Here is a 13,399-nt window from a genome sequence, read left to right as displayed (position 1 = left end):
TCGTCCTTAGCTGGTCAGCGCGGGCGGAGGGCCCTGGCTGCGGGGGCGTTCATCGGTCATCCTGCCCCATACGATCATCCGGTAGGTGCTGGTGAACTCCGGGGTGCAGGTGGTCAGCGTGATGTACCGGCCCGCTTCGGTGAAACCGGAACCCTCCGGCACCGGTTTCAGCACCGCCACGTTCGTCGGCGGCGTCTGCGCCAGCGCCGAGGTCATCTCGTACGTGTAGTACGCGTCCCGCGTCTCGACCACCACGGGATCCCCCGGCACCAGCCGGTTGATGAAGCGGAACGGCTCCCCGTGGGTGTTGCGGTGGCCCGCCACCGCGAAGTTCCCCTGCTTGTCCGCCGGCATCGCCGTCTTCAGCGAGCCCTCGCCGTAGTGCCCGACCATGCCCCGGTCCAGCACCTTCGGCTTGCTGATCCCCTCCGCCACCGGAACCTTCACGTCCAGCTTCGGGATGTGCAGGATCGCGAACCCCTGACCGGGCTCGAACGCCGTCACGGGCGGCGCGGCCGCCCCGTCGGTCCCCGTGCCCGGATCCCGCTGCCACGTCTGCTCGAGCGTGCCCGCGGCGCCGTCCGCCGCCCGCCCCGCCACGATGTTCGTGTACCAGAGCTGGTAGGCGACGAACAGCAGCATCACCAGGCCCAGCGTGATGAACAGTTCCCCGCCCAGCCGGCTCGCGATGACCACCGGTCCGCCCGACGCCGGCCGCCTGCGCCGCCGCCCGCCCCGCCTCCGGGACTGCCGGGCGGCCAGCTTCGCGGCCTCCTGTGCTGCCCTGCGTCGCGCGGCCCGGCCCCCTGTGGGCGCGGACGGCGCGAGCGCGGTCACGCGACGGCCTTGCCCACCACCGGGGCCAGCCCCACCGAGCGCTCCACGGCACCCGCGTCACCGCACCGCACCAGCCAGTTCGCGAGCATCCGGTGCCCCCACTCGGTCAGCACCGACTCGGGGTGGAACTGCACACCCTCGACGTCGTGCTCCCGGTGGCGCAGGCCCATGATGATCCCGTCCTCGGTGTGCGCCGTGACCTCCAGCACCTCGGGCAGGGTCTGGGGCTCGGCGGCGAGGGAGTGGTACCGGGTCGCGATGAACGGCGACGGCAGTCCCTCGAACACCCCCAGGCCCTCGTGCACCACGGGCGAGGTCTTGCCGTGCAGCAGCTCGGGCGCCCGGCCCACGACCCCTCCGTACGCGACCGCCATCGACTGCATGCCGAGGCACACCCCGAAGACGGGGACGCCCGTCTCGGCGCAGTGCCGGACCATGTCGACGCAGACCCCCGCCTCCTCCGGCGTCCCCGGCCCGGGGGAGAGCAGCACGCCGTCGAAGCCGTCCTGCGCGTGCGAGAGCTCGACCTCGTCGTTGCGCAGCACCTCGCATTCGGCGCCGAGCTGGTAGAGGTACTGGACCAGGTTGAAGACAAAGCTGTCGTAGTTGTCCACAACCAGAATGCGCGCGCTCACGGAGTGGCTCCCGATCCCTCGTCCACGGTCACATCGTTGAACGGAAGGAGCGGCTCGGCCCACGGGAAGACGTACTGGAACAGCACGAACACCACCGCGAGGACCAGTACGAGTGAGATCAGCGCGCGTACCCACGCGTTGCCCGGCAGATGCCGCCAGATCCAGCCGTACATGCCGCCTGTTTCCTTTTCGTCCACGTTCGTTCCACGCACCGCAGGGGCGGTACGCCAACAGACTAAAGGCAGCGGCCCGGCGGGGTGGGTCACCTCGGCAAACCCTCCGGCCCGCCCTGCCCCACGGCGCGCGTGCCGGTCAGTTCCGCCCAGACGACCAGCCGGTGACTGTGGCCCCACTCGGGGTCGCAGGTCGTCAGCGTCAGATACCTGCCGGGCGTTGTGAACGGCGACTTCCGGGGCACGGGGTCGACCACGCCGATGTCCGTGGGCACGGTGCGCAGCGGCCCGCCGCGCACCGTGTACGTGTACCAGGTGGTCGCGTCCTTGAGGATCACGGCGTCCCCGGGACGCAGCTCGGGGAAGTCCTTGAAGGGGTCCCCGTACGTGCGCCGGTGGCCCGCCACCGAGAAGTTCCCGGTGGCGCCGAGCGCGGCGGTGCCGGGGTAGTGGCCCAGGCCCTTCTTCAGCAGTTCGGTGCCCGTGCCCTCCAGGACGGGCTTGTTCCAGTCCTTGCCGAACCGCGGGATGTACATCTCGGCGAAGGCCTGGCCGGCGGGGTGGCGGACCGGCTCGGCGGGCTTGGGGGACGGCGCCGGGGCCGGTTCCGGCGCCGCGGCCGGGGCCGCAGCAGCGGCCCAGTCGTCGCGCAGCCGGGCCATCTCGCCGTCCATGGCCCGGTCGGCCTTGACCCCGGTCCACAGCAGGACGTAGGCCACGAACAGCACGATCAGGGTGCCCGCCGTCAGGCACACCTCGCTGAACGTCCGTACCACCAGGCGCAGTACGACGTCGGGCCGCAATGCCTCAGGACGAGGGCTCCACCGGCTTCGCATAGTGGAGGTCCACTGTGCCGGAGTAGCCGGGAAGTGTCAGGTCCTTGTGCTCGTCCACTTTCCAGCCGAGCCCGTACGCGTTGACGTACAGCTGGTAGTTCTGCAGCGCCGGGGAGGCGGCGAGGGCCTTGCGCAACGCGCCCGGGTCGCCGACCGCCGAGACCTTGTAGGGAGGCGAGTACACCCGGCCCTGGAGGATCAGCGTGTTGCCGACGCAGCGGACCGCGCTGGTGGAGATCAGCCGCTGGTCCATGACCTGGATGCCCTGGGCCCCGCCCTGCCACAGGGCGTTCACCACGGCCTGGAGGTCCTGCTGGTGGATCACCAGGTCGTTGGGCTGCGGCTCGGGGACGTTGGGGATGCGCGCGGTCGCGTTCGGCGGGGCGTCGTTGAGGGTGACGGTCAGGCCCTTGCCGGTCAGCTCCTCGGTGCCCGACGCCACGCGCAGGGCGGCCAGCTTGGCGTCCTCGGCCTTGGTGCTGCCGTCGTCACGGTCGGCGAGGGCGTCGACACGGTCGCGTGCCGGTCCGAGGCTCTCCTCCAGCTCCGCATTGCTCTGACTGCGTTCTTCGATGAGGTCCGACAGCTTCAGGAGCGATGCGTCGGTCCGGATGTTCGTACCCTTGGAGGTGTTGAAACTGGTGACGAAGAGCAGCCCGGCCAGGGCGAAGACGGCGGCAGTCAGCAGCCAGACCGGTCTGGCCCGGCGACGGGGACCCACGGAGGAGTCGTCGGAATTGCTCAACGTACCCTTCTCCTTCAACGCCACAGGTCCACTACGCTAACGGACGCCCGGGGCAGGCAAGGTCCCCAGCGCATCGACAGGAGAGCCCCTCGTGCCGAAGTCACGTATCCGCAAGAAGGATGACTACACGCCGCCGCCCACGCGGCAGCCGCAGGCCATCAGGCTGACCAACCGCAGCTGGGTCGCCCCGGTCATGCTGGCACTTTTCCTGATCGGACTCGCGTGGATCGTCGTCTTCTACGTGACCGAAACCCAGCTGCCGATCGAATCGCTGGGCAATTGGAACATTGTGGTCGGTTTCGGCTTCATCGCGGCGGGATTCGGCGTCTCCACGCAGTGGAAGTAGCACCAAACCTTCCCTGAGAAAAGCTCTCCCCATGAGTTATCCACAGCGTCATCCACACCTGAGGAAAAGACAGAAGATCTGTGGATAACTCTGTGGAGAGTTGACGCCGGTGTGATCAGGTGAGTTCCGCGGTCCGGAGCAGAATCACCGCTGCCGCCAGCAGGAACACCACCACGCAGGTCCCCCACTGGATGAGTGTGCGGTTCCGGCTGGCGGCGGGTCTCAGCATGCCCAGGCCCACCAGGGCGCCCGTGACCAGGCCGCCGACGTGCGCCTGCCAGGACACGTTGAGGCTGCCGCCGAGCGGTACGAAGGTCAGGGCCAGCATCAGCACGACCATCACGATCACCGGCCGCATCTCGTAGCGCAGCCGGCGCGCGAGGACGACGGTGGCGCCGAGCAGGCCGAAGACGGCGCCGGACGCGCCGAGTGTCGGGGTGTTCGGCTCGGTCAGCAGATAGACGAAGGCGCTGGCGCCCAGCCCCGAGAGCAGGTAGACGGCGAGATAGCGGGAGCGGCCCAGCGCCGCTTCCAGCGGGCCGCCGATCACCCACAGGCCGATCATGTTGCCGATGATGTGCCACCACTCGACGTGCAGGAACACCGAGGTCAGCAGGCGGTAGTACTGGCCGGTGGAGACTCCTTCGACGGGGGCGCCGAAGAATTCCACGTACCGGCCGAGCAGCTCGAGCCGGACCACGATCGCGGGGGCGGCCAGCCCGGCGAGGAACACGGCGGCGTTGATGCCGATCAGGATCTTGGTGACCAGCTGGGGGTCGGCGGCGACCACCCCGCCCGCGAGGGTGCGCGGCGCGTTCGCGGTCGGCCGGTGGCCGGTGCCGGAGCCCTCGCGGACGCATTCGGGGCACTGGAAGCCGACCGAGGCACTGATCATGCACTCGGGGCAGATGGGGCGCTCGCAGCGGGTGCAGCTGATCCCCGTGTCTCGGTCCGGGTGGCGGTAGCAGCCCGGCAGACGGTCGGTGTCCATCGGTCCCCTCGATCGGCGGCCGGGCAGGGGGGCGCCCCGCCGGTCCGGTATGACCCCACACTTCGTATGCATGCAGGACGGACGGGCGGGGCGGAAAGGTTCCCGGCGCCGGGTACGCGGGCGCGCGGTGTCAGGCGTGCGGTGTCAGGCGTGCGGTGTCAGCGCTTCTCGATGACGACCGACTTGATGATCACGTCCTCCAGCGGGCGCTCGGTGCGCGCGTTGGTGGGGAGCGAGGCGATCTTGTCCACGACCGTCTGGCCGGCCTTGTCGGTGACCTCGCCGAAGATGGTGTGCTTGCGCGTCAGCCAGGCGGTGGGCGCGACGGTGATGAAGAACTGCGAGCCGTTGGTGCCCGGGCCGGCGTTGGCCATGGCGAGCACGTAGGGCTTGGTGAAGGCCAGGTCGGGGTGGAACTCGTCGGCGAACTGGTAGCCGGGACCGCCGGTGCCGTTCCCCAGCGGGTCGCCGCCCTGGATCATGAAACCGCTGATGACGCGGTGGAAGACGGTGCCGTCGTACAGCGGGTCCGTGGTCTTCTGACCGTCGGTGGGGCGGGTCCACTCGCGGGCGCCCGTGGCGAGCTCCACGAAGTTCCGGACGGTCTTCGGAGCGAAGTTCGGCAGCAGCTCGATCTCGATGTCGCCGTGGCTGGTCTTCAGGGTGGCGTAGAGCTTCTCGGCCACAGATCTGCCTTCCATAGTCATCACTGTCGGTTCCGATCCTCCCACGGAGGGCAGTAGCGCATAGAAATGCTCCACCCGTATGCCCTGTCACGCATGCCCGGAGGCGTTATGCCAGGCATGATCCGACAAAGGGTGGAAAGGTGAACTGTGTCCGCCACCGAGAAGGAGGAATCCTGTGACCCGCAAGGACAGCGTGCTCGCGGCAGCGGAAAGCGCCAGGGAGACCGTGCGGCACGCGTCGGAAGTGGTGGCACCGTACGCAGGGACCGCCAAGGACGCCATGGCGCAGTACGCGCACGAGGCGAATGAGCTGCTCGCGCCGAAGCTGTCGTACGCGGCCAACGAAGCCGCGCGGCAGGCGCGTACGACCTACGACACCCATCTGCACCCGCGGATGAAGGCAGCGCGTGCGCACGTGCCGCCGAACGTGGACCGGGCGGCGACGCAGGCGGTGAAGCAGACGCGCCTGGCGGCGCGTCAGGCTGCCGACTACACGCAGCCGCGGATCGAGAGCGCGATCGCGGCGGCCACGCCGGTGGCCGAGGAGGCCGCCTCGCGGTCGGTGGCCGCGTTCGCGGCGCTGCGCGGTCAGGTGACGCCGCAGGAGATCCAGCGGCTGGTGCGGCGCAACGAGCGGCGGGCGCGCTGCGGCCGGGCGCTGCGCGGGGTCGCCGTGGTCGGCGTCCTGGCGGCGGTCGCCTTCGCGGCGTGGAAGTGGTGGGACCAGCAGTCGAACCCGGACTGGCTCGTCGAGCCGCCGGCCGCCACGGAGGTGCCGGCGCGCGATGCCGAGCCGGCGAGCTTCGACGACGAGCTGGCGGCGAAGGAGCGCGAGGCGGGGTCAAACGGCGACAAGTCGCTCTGACCGGCGGTGGAGCGATCGGCGCAAGGGCCCGGATCCTGATGGATCCGGGCCCTCGCGCTGTCGGTCGGCGCGGCGGGGTCAGTGGGGGAGCGTCAGCACCATGCCCGGGCGGATGAGGTCGGGGTTGGAACCGATGACGCCCTTGTTCATGGCGTAGAGCTCGCGCCAGCGGGCCTCGTTGCCGAGCTCGCGGCGGGCGATCATGGCGAGCGAGTCGCCGGACCTGACCGTGTACGTGCGCTTCTTGGCGGTGGGCATCGGCTTGGGCGCCGCCGGAACGGCCTTGTGCGCGGCCGAGCCGGGGGTCGGGGTGTGCGCGGCGCCCGGCGCCGCCGCGGCGGCCGCCCCGGGCTTGGGCATCGCGGCGGGCCTGGGGGGCGCGGGGACGGCCTTGTGCGCGGCCGAGCCGGGGGTCGGGGTCGCGGGGGCGGGCCTGGGCGGCGCGGCGGCGGCCATCCGCTCGGCGGCGGCCCGGGTGGCCGATGCCGCGTCGGCCGCCTGGCTCTTGGAAGGCGTCGCCGCCGACCCCTGCTGCTGGACCTGCTCCTTCGCCTTCTCGGCGGCGTCGTGTGCCTTCTTCTTGTCGGACTTCAGGAAGTCGAAGAGTCCCATGTGTGTACGCCTCCGGCGTGGTCTTTCCCCCTGGGCGGCGCCTTGGGGCGCGGCGCCTCCCCCCACTGTCTGACAGCGGGCGCCGGGCGGCCCTGTGACTGGGCCGTCCGGGGGACAGGACCGGGCGGTCGGCCGCCCGTCACTGACGGGCGCGGCGCGCCGGGCGGGGGCTGTCGGAGGCGGTTGCGAGGTCGCCTTCGACGAGGAGGCCGAGGACCCGCAGCAGGGCGGTGCGGTCCGCGTCGGCGAGGGAGGCCAGGGCGTCCGCGTGGACCTGGTCGACGATCCGCTGGCTGTCCACGGCGACGGCCGCGCCCTTCTCGGTGACGGCGATGATCCGGGCCCGGCGGTCCTTGGTGGACGGGCGGCGCTCGGCCAGTCCGGCCTTCTCCAGGGCGTCCACGGTGACGACCATCGTCGTCTTGTCCATGTCGCCGATCTCGGCGAGCTGGATCTGGGTCCGCTCCTCCTCCAGGGCGTGGACGAGGACGCAGTGCATCCGGGGGGTGAGCCCGATCTCTCCGAGGGCGGCCGCCATGCGGGTGCGCAGTACATGGCTGGTGTGGTCCAGGAGGAAGGAGAGGTCAGGCTCGGTCCGGGTGGGTGCCATGGCAGTCATGCCTCCACACTAACAATTCGATCCGAAGACAATAGTCTGCAACGAAACCATCTGTTACGGTCGTACCAGTCGCCCTCACTGACTGGAGAGACCGATGCCTGCCGCTTCCACGTCCGCCTCCGCCCCTTCCCTTACGACCGGCCCTTCCTCGACGACCGGCCCTTCCCTGACGGCCGACCCGACGGCCGCAGCCGCCCCGCGCGGGCTGCGCTCCCGCTGGACCGCGCTCACCGTGCTCTCGACCGGCATGCTGATGACGATCCTCGACGGCAGCATCGTCACCGTGGCGATGCCCGCCATCCAGAGCGACCTCGGCTTCTCGCCCGCGAGCCTGAGCTGGGTCGTGAACGCGTACCTGATCGCCTTCGGCAGCCTGCTGCTGCTCGCCGGACGCCTCGGCGACCTGCTCGGCCGCAAGCGGATGTTCCTGGCGGGCACCGCCGTCTTCACCGGCGCCTCGGTGCTCGCCGGCTTCGCGGCCTCGCCGACGGTGCTGATAGCCGCCCGCTTCCTCCAGGGCATCGGCAGCGCGATGGCCTCCGCCGTCAGCCTCGGCATCCTGATCACCTTGTTCACCGCGCCCCGTGAACGCGCCAAGGCGATCGCGGTGTTCTCCTTCACCGGAGCGGCCGGCGCCTCCCTGGGCCAGGTGCTCGGGGGTGTCCTGACCGACGCACTCGACTGGCACTGGATCTTCTTCATCAACCTGCCCATCGGGCTCGCCGCGCTGCTCCTGGCCCTGCCCGCGCTCCCCGCCGACCGGGGCCTGGGGCTGGGTGCGGGTGCCGACGTACTCGGCGCGGCCTTGGTCACCAGCGGGCTGATGACCGGCATCTACTCCGTGGTCAAGGTGGAGCAGTACGGCTGGACCTCCCCGCACACCCTCGGCCTCGGGGCACTCTCCCTGGCCCTGCTCGCCGCCTTCACGCTGCGCCAGGCGAAGGCCCGCACCCCGCTGGTGCCCCTGCGGATCTTCCGCTCGCGGACCGTGGTCGGCGCGAACCTGGTCCAGATGCTGATGGTGGCCGCGCTGTTCTCCTTCCAGATCCTGGTCGCCCTCTACCTGCAGAAGGTCCTGGGCTACGGAGCCGCCGCCACCGGCCTGGCCATGCTGCCCGCCGCCCTGGTGATCGGCGCCGTCTCCCTGGGCGTCTCGGCCCGGCTGAACGCCCGCTTCGGGGAGCGGAACGTCCTGCTGGCCGGGCTCGCGCTGCTCGTCCTGGCCCTGGGGCTGCTGACCCGGCTGCCCGTGCGCGCCGACTACGTCACCGACCTGCTGCCGGTGATGCTGCTGGCCGCGGGCTTCGGCCTGGCCCTGCCGGCCCTCACCACGCTGGGCATGTCCGGCGCCGACGGCAACGACGCGGGACTGGCCTCGGGGCTGTTCAACACCACCCAGCAGATCGGCATGGCCCTCGGTGTGGCGGTCCTCTCCACCCTGGCGGCCTCCCGTACGGAGTCCTCGGCACGGTCCGGCAGCACGCCCGCCGAGGCCCTCACCAGCGGTTACCACCTGGCATTCGCCCTGGGCGCCGCGCTCCTGCTGGCCGCCATCGCCCTGGCGGCGACCCTCCTGCGGACCAATGTTTCACGTGAAACATCCCCCGGCCGGTGACGCCTCGCCCACCGGCCGGCTCCGGCCCGGCTGGTAGCGTCCCGGGCATGCCCGAGCTGATACCGCCCACCCCCCGACTGCACTCCTCCTGGCTCGCCGCCCAAGAGGAGTGGGGCGACGACGCCCACATGGACGGGGCCGGTCTCGGCTCGGAAGACGACGTCGACAGCCCCGAGGGCTTCGCGGCCTGGGTGGACAAACTGCACCGCTCCGCGGACCGTACGGTGCCGGTCGAGCAGGGCCGGGTCCACGCGACGTACTGGTGGATCGCCGAGGGCGACACCTACCTGGGCGCCATCGACCTGCGCCACCACCTGAACGCGTTCCTCCTCGACGCCGGCGGCCACATCGGATACAGCGTGCGACCCTCGGCGCGGGGGCGCGGGGTGGCCGGCCGGGCACTGGAATCGGTGCTCCACGAGGCACGGGTAATGGGGATGGACCGGGTCCTGCTGACCTGCGACCCCGACAACACCGCGTCGGTGCGCACGATCGAGCGGGGCGGCGGGGTCCTGGAAGACGTCCGCGAGACCCTGATCGGCCCCAAGCGCCGTTACTGGATCGATCTCTAGCCCGCCGCCCCGGGCCTGCCGAGCCCCGCACCCCGAACGTAAAAAGACCCCCCTTGACCACGTTTTCGCAGGTCAAGGGGGGTTTGAGAGTGGAGCCTAGGAGATTCGAACTCCTGACATCTGCCTTGCAAAGGCAGCGCTCTACCAACTGAGCTAAGGCCCCATGGGTCCGGACACGCCTGTCCCCTTGCGGGGAGCGGGTGTTCCGCAGAACAGAGTACCGGGTGTACCCCCTCATCTCGCAAAATGATAGGGACTCCCGCCCTGCGACCACGCTCCGTAAGATGCTCGCGAGGTTCGCACCAGCGAAGGGGAGTAGGAAGAGTGGACGCAGTACAGCAAGAGGCCACGGCCAGAGCCAGAGAGCTTCAGCGCAGTTGGTACGGGGAGCCGCTGGGAGCGCTCTTTCGCCGGCTCATAGATGACCTCGGCTTGAACCAGGCTCGCCTCGCTGCCGTCCTCGGACTGTCGGCGCCCATGCTGTCCCAGCTGATGAGCGGCCAGCGCGCCAAGATCGGTAACCCTGCCGTGGTGCAGCGCGTCCAGGCCCTCCAGGACCTCGCCGGCCAGGTGGCCGACGGGAGCGTCAGCGCGGCGGAGGCCACCGACAGGATGGACGAGATCAAGAAGACCCAGGGAGGTTCCGTCCTCAGCAACAGCGGCCAGACCCCCATCAGTTCGGGCGCACCCACCGTCAAGCGCATCGTCCGTGAGATCCAGTCGCTGCTGCGCTCGGTCTCCGCGGCGGGCGACATCATCGACGCGGCGGACACACTCGCCCCCAGCCACCCGGAACTGGCAGAGTTCCTCCGGGTGTACGGCGCGGGCCGCACCGCCGACGCGGTGGCCCACTACGAGGCCCACCAGAACTGACACGCACGACGGCGGGCCAGGGCGACTACGGGTGACGGGGGACGGGCACAGCGATGGGTGAGATCTTCGCCGGTCGATACGAGTTGATCGATCCGATCGGGCGCGGTGGCGCGGGTGCCGTGTGGCGTGCCTGGGACCACCGGCGCCGCCGGTACGTCGCCGCGAAGGTTCTGCTTCAGAGCGACGCCCACACGCTCCTGAGGTTCGTGCGGGAACAGGCCCTGCGGATCGATCACCCGCACGTACTGGCCCCCGCCAGCTGGGCGGCCGACGACGACAAGGTCCTGTTCACCATGGACCTGGTCAGCGGCGGCTCCCTCGGCCATGTGATCGGGGACTACGGTCCCCTCCCGCCCCGGTTCGTCTGCACCCTGCTCGACCAGCTCCTGTCGGGGCTGGCCGCGGTACACGCGGAAGGCGTCGTCCACCGCGACATCAAACCGGCCAACATCCTGATGGAGGCCACCGGAACCGGGCGGCCGCACCTGCGGCTGTCCGACTTCGGCATCTCCATGCGCAAGGGTGAGCCCCGGCTGACGGAGACCAACTACGTCGTCGGCACCCCGGGTTACTTCGCCCCCGAACAACTGCTGGGTGCCGAGCCCGACTTCCCCGCCGACCTCTTCGCCGTCGGGCTGGTCGCCCTGTACCTGCTCCAGGGGCGCAAGCCCGACTCCCAGGCCCTGGTGGAGCACTTCCTCGCGCACGGCACCCCCGGCGCACCGGAAGGCGTTCCCGCGCCCCTCTGGGACGTCATCGCCAATCTGCTGCAGCCGGACCCCCACACCCGCTTCAAGACGGCCACAGGGGCGCGCAAGGCCCTTGTCGAGGCCGTGGAGCTGCTCGCTCCGGCCGCGCCGGACGAGGTTCCGGTGGAGGTGTTCGACCAACTCGGACCGCTCCCCGCCGGTTTCGGACCTCAGGGGCCGTCGGCCGCGGCGGCGGGCACGCCCGGCAGCGGCACCGAGGCGCCCACGGCCGCCGCGGTGCCCACCGGACCGGCGGCCCCGCACACGCCTCCGAGCCCGACGCCGACCCCGTCGCCGTACGGGTCCCCGTACCCGTCCCCGTACACGACCCCGACCACGGTGGCGGAGGCGACCCGCAGCGATCCGGGCGCGACCGCACAGACCGTCCCCGTGGCCTCGTACGGGCCCCTGGAGACCGGGAGCTTCCACCTCGCTCCGCCGGCGCCCCAGGCCCCGCCCGCGCCGCCCGCCCGGACCGGCGGCGCGATCGCCCCGCCCGCGGCGAAGGTGAAGGCCGGGATCCTCGCCACGGCGCTGCTCTGCTTCGCCGTCGGCGTATGGGCCCTCACCCGGATGTAGCGGCTCCGCGGCCCCGCCGGGCGAGCAGGATCCAGCCGCCCAGCACGAGCAGCAGCAGGGTCCCGGTACCGAACCCGGCGCCCGCCACCACCCGCATCGCGGAGTGGGTACTGGCGGCGTCGGAGGCTTCCGGGGCGGTGAGCCCGTCCTTGGCGGCGGCCCGGTCCTCGGCCCCGACCCCGAAGCCGCCCGCGGCCAGGCTCTCCTTGTACGCGGGCGCCTTGGCGGGGGACCCGATGACGTCCGTGCGCAGGGTCAGCGGCACGGGGGTCGCGTCCTCGGTGAACTCGGCGACCTTCCCACCCATGGTCACCGCGATGTAGTACCAGCCGGCCACCCGGACCGGCCGCACCTTGGTGTCGTCGGAGAAGCGGTTCTCGTACGCCACCGGAGCCGCCTTCGGCAGGGTGACGGCCGCCTGCTTGCCGTCGTAGGACGCGTCCTCGGACACGACCAGACCCCGGTAAGGCGTGTAGAGCGAGACGGTGAGGCCGTTGGAGGCGCTGCCGTACGACTTGGTCATTTTGGCTGCGGCGAGTTCGGCGCTGAAGCCCAGTTGCTGCCCCCAGTCGAGGGGGACGCGGTAGAAGCGGGTCTGCCCGGGCCGCAGCTCGTCACGCCACACTCCGCCGTCCAGCGCGCGGGCGTCGTTGAAGCCGGTGCCGCCGGTGCGGGCGACCGGCTCGCTGCCGGGCAGGGTCGGGGAGGCCGAGGGCCAGACGCTGGGAGCGGTGGTGGGCCCGCTGCCGGCGGCCGGAGCGGGCTCGCGCTGGAGCCGGAGCTCCACGGGCCACGGGCTCTGGTCACTGTCCTTGGCCGCGGTACGGGTGACCTTGGCGTAGTAGGTGCCGCCCTGCTGGCATTCGGCGTCCTCCTCCAGCCGCCGGACGCCGACCTCGCTGAGGGGGACGGGGTCGTATCCGAAGACCGCATGGCCGTTGTTGTTCGGGCAGGCACGGCCTTCCTTGGTCATGACCTCCACCTCGATGCCGTCGCTGTAGGCGACCTTGGCACCCCGGGGAGGCCGGACGACGGCGGAGACGTACACGCTCGACTTGTCGTCCAGGTAGAGCCGGTAGACGCGCTCGCCGGGCCCGATCGTGTCCGTGTAGACCTGCCCGGCCTCCAGCAGGGGGGCGTCCGCGGTGGAGGGCTTGCCCTCCACCGCCTTCGCGCCGTCGGCGGCGCGGTACGTCGGCACCGGCTGCGGCGCGGTCCCCTCCGCGTAGGCGGCGCCCTGCGGACCGCCCGCCAGGACCAGGGCCACCGCCCCCGCCGCGGCTCCCGTCCGCATCGTCGTCCGTACCCGACCCATCACGCCCACCCCGAGTTTGCTAGCGCAAGCCAAATCTTTGCATAACGTAACTTTTTGTCACAGAACAGCACAAAGCCCCGGCCGCAGCGGCAGCCGGGGCTTCATGAGATCAGCCTTCGGTCTCACACACCGGAACCAGAGGGCACGGAGTCAGTTGCCTCCGTCCACAGGTCCTGCTCGGCGCGGTCCGCCTGGATCTGGCGGTACACGAGGAGCCCGCCGATGGCGGCCAGTGCGACCAGGAGCAGCTTCTTCACCGCGCGACCTCGTCTTTCGTTGACGTAGGGGACTTCTGGCAGCCAACAATACACACCGACCGATACCGATCGGTTATCTGTGAACCCGCCAACT

At 70.9% G+C, this 13,399-nt stretch carries 16 protein-coding genes, 1 tRNA gene and 1 pseudogene; 6 read left to right on the top strand and 12 right to left on the bottom strand.

Features of this window, described 5'->3' with window-relative positions:
* Positions 1-6 precede the first annotated feature (6 nt).
* The 5 genes and pseudogenes from JIW86_RS21040 to JIW86_RS21020 form a co-directional block, all read right to left on the bottom strand.
* Positions 7-870 (bottom strand): annotated as a pseudogene (locus JIW86_RS21040) (class E sortase); the annotation flags it as partial.
* A complete protein-coding gene (locus JIW86_RS21035) occupies positions 834-1,472 on the bottom strand; it encodes an aminodeoxychorismate/anthranilate synthase component II (protein ID WP_215144999.1) in 639 nt (212 codons plus the stop codon). The pseudogene JIW86_RS21040 and the gene JIW86_RS21035, both read right to left, overlap by 37 nt.
* Positions 1,469-1,669: a hypothetical protein gene (locus tag JIW86_RS21030; protein WP_215145083.1), complete on the bottom strand. Its 201-nt coding sequence runs from the start codon at positions 1,667-1,669 to the stop codon at positions 1,469-1,471. Before JIW86_RS21030 ends, JIW86_RS21035 begins: the two co-directional genes overlap by 4 nt.
* Before the next feature lie 65 nt (positions 1,670-1,734).
* Complete coding sequence (locus tag JIW86_RS21025) at positions 1,735-2,448, bottom strand: class E sortase (RefSeq protein WP_257555401.1); 714 nt, start codon at positions 2,446-2,448, stop codon at positions 1,735-1,737.
* Positions 2,449-2,452: 4 nt separating this feature from the next.
* On the bottom strand, positions 2,453-3,226 hold the full coding sequence (locus JIW86_RS21020; protein ID WP_257555399.1) for a DUF881 domain-containing protein: 774 nt from the start codon (positions 3,224-3,226) through the stop codon (positions 2,453-2,455).
* Positions 3,227-3,317: 91 nt separating this feature from the next.
* Here JIW86_RS21020 and crgA point away from each other — a divergent pair, with 91 nt between their 5' ends.
* Positions 3,318-3,572 carry a cell division protein CrgA gene (gene crgA / locus JIW86_RS21015; RefSeq protein WP_257555397.1) on the top strand — a complete coding sequence of 85 codons (255 nt, stop codon included), beginning with the start codon at positions 3,318-3,320 and terminating at the stop codon, positions 3,570-3,572.
* A gap of 115 nt (positions 3,573-3,687) precedes the next feature.
* Here crgA and JIW86_RS21010 read toward each other — a convergent pair whose 3' ends face one another.
* Together JIW86_RS21010 and JIW86_RS21005 are read right to left on the bottom strand one after the other, a co-directional pair.
* Positions 3,688-4,563, bottom strand: coding sequence for a rhomboid family intramembrane serine protease (locus JIW86_RS21010; RefSeq protein ID WP_257555395.1), 876 nt, complete (start codon positions 4,561-4,563; stop codon positions 3,688-3,690).
* Positions 4,564-4,721: 158 nt separating this feature from the next.
* Positions 4,722-5,249 carry a peptidylprolyl isomerase gene (locus tag JIW86_RS21005; RefSeq protein WP_257559380.1) on the bottom strand — a complete coding sequence of 176 codons (528 nt, stop codon included), beginning with the start codon at positions 5,247-5,249 and terminating at the stop codon, positions 4,722-4,724.
* A gap of 175 nt (positions 5,250-5,424) precedes the next feature.
* On the opposite strand from JIW86_RS21005, the gene JIW86_RS21000 reads away from it, so the two are divergent.
* Positions 5,425-6,114, top strand: coding sequence for a DUF5324 family protein (locus JIW86_RS21000; protein WP_257555393.1), 690 nt, complete (start codon positions 5,425-5,427; stop codon positions 6,112-6,114).
* Between the two features lie 78 nt (positions 6,115-6,192).
* Here the strand turns inward: JIW86_RS21000 and JIW86_RS20995 are convergent, their stop codons facing one another.
* Both JIW86_RS20995 and JIW86_RS20990 read right to left on the bottom strand, forming a co-directional pair.
* The gene (locus tag JIW86_RS20995) at positions 6,193-6,726 is read right to left on the bottom strand and encodes a LysM peptidoglycan-binding domain-containing protein (protein WP_257555391.1); all 534 of its coding nucleotides are present in this window, start codon (positions 6,724-6,726) and stop codon (positions 6,193-6,195) included.
* Between the two features lie 139 nt (positions 6,727-6,865).
* A complete protein-coding gene (locus JIW86_RS20990; protein WP_215139822.1) occupies positions 6,866-7,345 on the bottom strand; it encodes a MarR family winged helix-turn-helix transcriptional regulator in 480 nt (159 codons plus the stop codon).
* A 247-nt stretch (positions 7,346-7,592) separates the two neighbouring features.
* Here JIW86_RS20990 and JIW86_RS20985 point away from each other — a divergent pair, with 247 nt between their 5' ends.
* Positions 7,593-8,960, top strand: a complete 1,368-nt coding sequence (locus JIW86_RS20985; protein ID WP_257559379.1) for an MFS transporter — start codon at positions 7,593-7,595, stop codon at positions 8,958-8,960.
* Between the two features lie 47 nt (positions 8,961-9,007).
* The gene (locus JIW86_RS20980) at positions 9,008-9,532 is read left to right on the top strand and encodes a GNAT family N-acetyltransferase (protein ID WP_257555388.1); all 525 of its coding nucleotides are present in this window, start codon (positions 9,008-9,010) and stop codon (positions 9,530-9,532) included.
* A 90-nt stretch (positions 9,533-9,622) separates the two neighbouring features.
* On the opposite strand, the gene JIW86_RS20975 is transcribed toward JIW86_RS20980, so the two are convergent.
* Positions 9,623-9,695: transfer RNA gene (locus JIW86_RS20975), tRNA-Ala, on the bottom strand.
* 161 nt (positions 9,696-9,856) lie between these two features.
* On the opposite strand from JIW86_RS20975, the gene JIW86_RS20970 reads away from it, so the two are divergent.
* Positions 9,857-10,405: a helix-turn-helix domain-containing protein gene (locus JIW86_RS20970; RefSeq protein WP_215139819.1), complete on the top strand. Its 549-nt coding sequence runs from the start codon at positions 9,857-9,859 to the stop codon at positions 10,403-10,405.
* Between the two features lie 53 nt (positions 10,406-10,458).
* Positions 10,459-11,733, top strand: coding sequence for a serine/threonine-protein kinase (locus JIW86_RS20965; RefSeq protein ID WP_257555386.1), 1,275 nt, complete (start codon positions 10,459-10,461; stop codon positions 11,731-11,733).
* On the opposite strand, the gene JIW86_RS20960 is transcribed toward JIW86_RS20965, so the two are convergent.
* Positions 11,720-13,048: a hypothetical protein gene (locus JIW86_RS20960; RefSeq protein ID WP_257555385.1), complete on the bottom strand. Its 1,329-nt coding sequence runs from the start codon at positions 13,046-13,048 to the stop codon at positions 11,720-11,722. The two genes, JIW86_RS20965 and JIW86_RS20960, sit on opposite strands and share 14 nt — an antisense overlap.
* 122 nt (positions 13,049-13,170) lie before the next feature.
* Entirely contained in the window at positions 13,171-13,305 is a 135-nt protein-coding gene (locus tag JIW86_RS20955; RefSeq protein WP_208809277.1) for a DLW-39 family protein, read from the bottom strand.
* Positions 13,306-13,399: the final 94 nt, after the last annotated feature.

The organism is Streptomyces sp. NBC_00162, assembly GCF_024611995.1.
In the GTDB taxonomy this organism is placed as follows: Bacteria; Actinomycetota; Actinomycetes; order Streptomycetales; family Streptomycetaceae; genus Streptomyces.
The sequence above is the reverse complement of the archived record's forward strand: the minus strand, read 5'-3'. Positions and strand labels throughout refer to the sequence as shown.

What these genes read in the sequence shown, in the direction of transcription:
- JIW86_RS21010 (WP_257555395.1), bottom strand. Translation starts at nt 4,563, where the DNA reads ATGGACACCGACCGTCTGCCGGGCTGCTACCGCCACCCGGACCGAGAC.
- JIW86_RS20995 (WP_257555391.1), bottom strand. Translation starts at nt 6,726, where the DNA reads ATGGGACTCTTCGACTTCCTGAAGTCCGACAAGAAGAAGGCACACGAC.
- JIW86_RS20990 (WP_215139822.1), bottom strand. Translation starts at nt 7,345, where the DNA reads ATGACTGCCATGGCACCCACCCGGACCGAGCCTGACCTCTCCTTCCTC.
- JIW86_RS20985 (WP_257559379.1), top strand. Translation starts at nt 7,593, where the DNA reads ATGCTGATGACGATCCTCGACGGCAGCATCGTCACCGTGGCGATGCCC.
- JIW86_RS20980 (WP_257555388.1), top strand. Translation starts at nt 9,008, where the DNA reads ATGCCCGAGCTGATACCGCCCACCCCCCGACTGCACTCCTCCTGGCTC.
- JIW86_RS20965 (WP_257555386.1), top strand. Translation starts at nt 10,459, where the DNA reads ATGGGTGAGATCTTCGCCGGTCGATACGAGTTGATCGATCCGATCGGG.
- JIW86_RS20960 (WP_257555385.1), bottom strand. Translation starts at nt 13,048, where the DNA reads ATGGGTCGGGTACGGACGACGATGCGGACGGGAGCCGCGGCGGGGGCG.